The sequence below is a fragment of the Euzebya sp. genome, from assembly GCF_964222135.1.
Lineage (GTDB): Bacteria > Actinomycetota > Nitriliruptoria > Euzebyales > Euzebyaceae > Euzebya.
Genome location: NZ_CAXQBR010000033.1, coordinates 1 through 4,871, shown reverse-complemented (window position 1 = coordinate 4,871; position 4,871 = coordinate 1). Strand labels below are relative to the sequence as shown.

The following is a 4,871-nucleotide window of genomic DNA, read 5'->3' as shown; positions in this document are numbered from 1 at the left end:
ACGCCGTCACCCCCTCCTCGGGGTTGTTCTGGTCATCGGCCTCGACCAGCTCGATCATCCGCCCATCGACGCCGCCGTCGGCGTTGATCTCCTCCGCCGCCATCTGCATCCCCGCCTGCAGCTGGATCCCCCACGGCGTGAACGGACCCGTGAACGACGTCAACATCCCGATGCGGATCGGCTCGTCCGAGGACCCGCCACCCCCATCAGCCGCCTCCGTCCCCTCATCCTCGCCAGCAGCGGGCTCCTCCTCCGCCGGCTCCTCCTCCGCGGCACCCGCCGCGTCCGTGGTCTCCTCGTCGCCGGCGTCCTCGTCGCTGCCGCCGTCACCGCTGCACGCGGTCACCAGCAGCGCGAGCACCGCCAGGACCGCCAGGAACCTGTACAGGCGTCCCTCTCCCATGTCATCCCTCCAGCTCGTGTGCCATCCCTCCGCCCTCCGGCGTGCCGCCGGTCGGGTCGAAGCCGTCAGCGCCGCGCCCGCGGCGTCAGCCCACCTCCCCGAGGTCGAGGGGCAGGCCGGTGTAGTTGTCGGCGAACGTCGCCCGGGCGGGGGCGGAGGTCGCGAGCAGGTCCAGCTCGGCCAGCTGGATCTTGCGGTCGAAGTCGTCGCGGCTGGGGAAGCGGTGCATCAGCGTGGTGAGCCACCAGCTGAACCGGACCGCCTTCCAGACCCGCCGCAGCGCCCGGTCGCTGTAGCCGTCCAGGCCGTCGTCGTCGCCGCGCGCGTAGTGGTCGACGAACGCCTGGGCGAGGAGGACGACGTCGCTGATCGCGAGGTTGAGGCCCTTCGCCCCCGTCGGCGGGACGATGTGGGCGGCGTCCCCGGCGACGAGCAGCCGGCCGTGGCGCATCGGCTCGGCGACGAAGCTGCGCAGCGGGGTGATCGACTTCTCGATCGACGGGCCGGTCTGCAGCCGCTCGGCGTCGTCGGCGGGCAGCCGGCGGGTCAGCTCGGACCAGAACCGGTCGTCGCTCCAGTCCTCGACGCGGTCGTCGCGGTCGCACTGGACGTAGTAGCGGCTGAGCATGGCGTGGCGCATCGAGCAGAGCGCGAACCCGCGCTCGTGGCTGGCGTAGATCAGCTCGGGGCTGACCGGCGGGGTCTCTGACAGCACGCCGAGCCAGCCGAAGGGGTAGCTCCGCTCGTAGGTGCGCCGGAGGTCGGTGGGGAAGGCGTCCTGGCTGACGCCGTGCGCGCCGTCGCAGCCGGCGATCCAGTCGCAGGTGATCTCCTCGGCCTGGCCGTCGCGGGTGAAGGTGACCCTCGGGCGGTCGCCGGTCACGTCGTGGATCGCGACGTCGTCGACGGAGTCGAGCAGCGTGGCGCCCCAGGACCCCAGCGCGTCGTAGAGGTCGCGCTGGACCTCCGTCTGCCCCCAGATCATGACGCGGCGGCCGACCAGCTCGGCGAAGTCGATGCGGACCCGCTGGTCGCCGTAGGCCAGCGCGACGCCGTCGTGGGGGTCGCCCTCGGCCGCCATCCGCTCGCCGAGCCCGGCGGCGGTGAGGGTGCGGGCGCTCGCGTCCTCGAGCACGCCGGCGCGGATGCGGCCGAGGACGTACTCGGTGGAGCGGCGCTCGACGATCACCGACTCGATGCCGGCGGCGTGGAGCAGCTGGGCGAGCAGCGACCCCGCCGGTCCGCCACCGATGATCACGACCTGGGTGTGCATGTGGGATGTGGCTCCTCTAGATCCGGTGGGCGGTCATCGCGGTGCTGATGGCCTCGGCGGTCTCGAGCAGGGCGGGGACGACCTGGGACCTGACCTCGGCCTTCGTGGTCCGGCTGGTGTGCGTGGACACGTTCACGGCGGCGGTCGGGTCGCCGTCGGCGTCGCGGATCGGCGCGGCGACGGAGCGGACGCCCTCCTCGAGCTCCTGGTCGACCAGCGCGTAGCCGAGGTCGCGGACCTCGGCGAGGCGCTCGGTGAGCTGGGCGAGGGTCGTCGCGGACCGGCGGGTCGGGTGGCTGCGGTCGCTCGCCTCCCACACCGCGGCGACGTCGCCCGGGGACCGCCAGGCGAGCAGCGCCCGCCCGAGCGACGTGCGGTAGGCGGGGAAGCGCGATCCGATGCCGATCGAGACGGTCATGACGCGGTTGGCCTGCACGCGGGCGACGTAGACCACGGAGGACCCGTCGAGCACCGCCACGGACGTGGACTCGTTGACCTTCGCGCTGAGGTCCCGCAGGTGCGGCTGGGCCAGCTCGGCCAGGGTGTGGGACGACAGGTAGGCGTACCCGAGGTCGAGGGTCCGCGGGGTCAGCTCGAACGTCGACCCCTCGCGGCGGACGTACCCCTCCCCCTCGAGGGTGAGGAGCAGCCGCCGCGCGGTGGCGCGGCTCAGCCCGGTCCGGCGGGCGACGTCGGACAGCGTCTGGCGCGGGGCGTCCGCGCCGAAGCTGCGGATCACCGACAGACCGCGCTCGAAGGACTGGACCGACTCCATCTGCCACCGACTCGTCACCGCGGCGGCCGGTGCGCTCGCGACACCGCCGCTGCGTTCGCACTACGAACGGCCGTTCGCAGGGTGAACGGAGCGTACCGGACCTCGTCGGAGCCGGTCAACGCTGGTCAACGCCGATGCTGATCAACGCCGGGGTATCGGCCGGGGACGCGACGCGCCATCATGTGGCGATGCTCTCCGGCTGCGCCACGTACCGAGCGGGGGTCGCCCTGCCCGACACCGACACGCCCGTGACCGCGCTGGCCGCCCGGTCGCCGGGCCGGCTGACGTGGATCAGCCTCCACGATCCCTCCGAGGCGGAGTGCGACCGGCTGTCGGGCACCCTCCACCTGCCGCCCTGGCTGTCCGACGCGCTCCGCCGCACCAGGCCGCGGACGGGGATCGAGCGGATCAAGCCGTCGGGGTTCGTCCTGTCCGTAGGCGTCGCCCGCTACGACCAGGACCGCGACCTGGTGGACATCGGCTCGCTGACCATCGCGGTGCTGCCCGAGATGATGATCACGATCACGCGGGGCACGCCGTCGCCGATGGACGAGGTCCGCCGCGAGCTCGAGTCGCGGGAGGGTGCGCTGAGCCGCGGACCGGGGTTCGTCACGTGGGTGCTGCTGCACCACGTCGTGGAGGGGTACCGGCAGGTCCTCCGCGACCTCCGCTCCGACGTCGAGGTCATGGAGCGGACCGTCTTCGCCGACCACGTCCCCGGCGGGGCGACCCAGCGGATCTACCTGCTGAAGCGCGAGGCGATCGACTTCGACCAGGCGGTCGGGGCGCTGCTCGACCCGCTCGAGGAGCTCGGGACGGGCCGGCACGCCGTCGCCGCCGACGACGGCGTGCCGGAGTGGTCGGTCCTCCGCGACCGCGTCCTCCGCGTCGCGGACCGGGCGGAGGCGCTGAGCGACCTGCTGACCGGCGTGCTGACCGCCTACCAGACCGACGTCGCCCTCAAGCAGAACGAGGACATGCGCAAGATCAGCGCGTGGGTGGCCATCGCCGCGGTGCCGACGCTGGTGGCGGGCGTCTACGGCATGAACTTCGAGAACATGCCCGAGCTGCGCAGCGAGTACGGCTACTTCGTCGTGGTCGGGGTGATGGTCGCGATCTGCGCGTCGCTGTACGCGGTCTTCCGCTCGAAGCACTGGCTGTGAGGCACGGGCCGGTACGGTGATCACGTGCGCACGAGCGACCAGCCCCCCGCACCCGACCTGGTGATCCGGCACCTCACCGAGATGCCGGAGATCGTCGAGTCGTCGCGCCTGATCGCCACCATCTGGGGTGACGCGTCGGGGATGCCGACGAACCTCTCCCGTGCGATCCAGCACGCCGGCGGGTACGTCGTCGGCGCGTACCGGGCCGGGCGGATGGTCGGCACCACGGTCGCCTTCCGCGGTCACGTCGACGGGGCGGACGTGCTGCACAGCCACATCACGGGGGTGACCGAGGAGGGGCAGGGCATCGGCACCGCGTTGAAGCACCACCAGCGGCGGTGGGCGGCCGCGCAGGGGCTGGCCGCCGTCACGTGGACCTTCGACCCGCTGGTCGCCCGCAACGGGTGGTTCAACCTGGCCAAGCTGGGCGCGACCGCGCACCGGTACCTCGTCGACCACTACGGGGTCATGGACGACCCGGTCAACGCCGGCGACGCGACCGACCGCCTGGCGGTGTGGTGGCCGGTCGAGGCGCAGCCGAGAGCTGCCGTGCCCGGTGGGGAGGTGCGGCTGCTGGCCGTCGACGAGCTCGACCGGCCGGCGCTCATGGGCATCGACGTCGACGGGTCGGCCCGGGTGTACGCGGTGGGCGTGCCCGACGACATCGCCGGGCTGCGATCGGTCACCCCGAACCGGGCGAAGGAGTGGCGCCAGGCCGTCAGGGTGACCATGGGCGAGGCGATGGCCCTCGGGTACGTCGTCCGGGCCATGCGACGCGACGGCACGTACCTCCTGACCCGACCGGAGGAGGTCGGGTGAGGCTCGAGGGGCTGGAGCTGCGCCGCGTGCAGCTGCCCCTCGTGGCGCCGTTCACCACGGCGTTCGGCAGCCAGTCCGTCAGGGACGTCGTCATCGTCCGGGCGCTGACCGACCTGGGTGAGGGGTGGGGCGAGTGCGCGACGATGCCCTGGCCGCTCTACTCATCGGAGAGCACGGATCTGGTGATCCCGCTCATGACGGCGCACCTGGCCCCCCGCCTGCTGGCCGTGGAGTCCCTCGAGCCGTCCGACGTCGGGCGCCTCCTGGCCGACGTCCAGGGCCACCGGATGGCCAAGGCGGCCCTCGAGTCGGCCGTGATGGACGCCTGGCTGCGCGGGACGATGACCTCGTTCGCCGAGCACCTGGGGGTGACGCGCACCCGGATCCCCTGTGGCGTGTCGGTCGGGATCCCGTCGACGGTGACGGGGCTGGTCGACG

General features: G+C 72.8%; 5 protein-coding genes and 1 pseudogene. 3 read left to right on the top strand and 3 right to left on the bottom strand.

The features are described 5' to 3' along the window. The 3 genes from ACEQ2X_RS08470 to ACEQ2X_RS08460 all read right to left on the bottom strand — a co-directional run. Window positions 1–403: ABC transporter substrate-binding protein (locus ACEQ2X_RS08470; RefSeq protein ID WP_370325366.1), on the bottom strand; the 403-nt coding region annotated here is incomplete at its 3' end. A gap of 85 nt (window positions 404–488) precedes the next feature. Beyond that, window positions 489–1,676, bottom strand: a complete 1,188-nt coding sequence (pobA, locus tag ACEQ2X_RS08465) for a 4-hydroxybenzoate 3-monooxygenase (RefSeq protein WP_370325365.1) — start codon at window positions 1,674–1,676, stop codon at window positions 489–491. Between the two features lie 16 nt (window positions 1,677–1,692). Then, window positions 1,693–2,451 (bottom strand): IclR family transcriptional regulator C-terminal domain-containing protein, encoded by a 759-nt coding sequence (locus ACEQ2X_RS08460; protein WP_370325364.1) that lies wholly within the window; start codon window positions 2,449–2,451, stop codon window positions 1,693–1,695. Window positions 2,452–2,639: 188 nt separating this feature from the next. Between ACEQ2X_RS08460 and ACEQ2X_RS08455 the strand changes: the two genes are divergently transcribed. From ACEQ2X_RS08455 to ACEQ2X_RS08445, 3 genes and pseudogenes are all read left to right on the top strand, one after another. Then, window positions 2,640–3,614, top strand: a complete 975-nt coding sequence (locus tag ACEQ2X_RS08455; protein ID WP_370325363.1) for a magnesium and cobalt transport protein CorA — start codon at window positions 2,640–2,642, stop codon at window positions 3,612–3,614. Window positions 3,615–3,638: 24 nt separating this feature from the next. Further along, window positions 3,639–4,433 carry a GNAT family N-acetyltransferase gene (locus ACEQ2X_RS08450; protein WP_370325362.1) on the top strand — a complete coding sequence of 265 codons (795 nt, stop codon included), beginning with the start codon at window positions 3,639–3,641 and terminating at the stop codon, window positions 4,431–4,433. Then, window positions 4,430–4,871: pseudogene (locus ACEQ2X_RS08445) on the top strand (o-succinylbenzoate synthase); the annotation flags it as partial. The gene ACEQ2X_RS08450 and the pseudogene ACEQ2X_RS08445, both read left to right, overlap by 4 nt.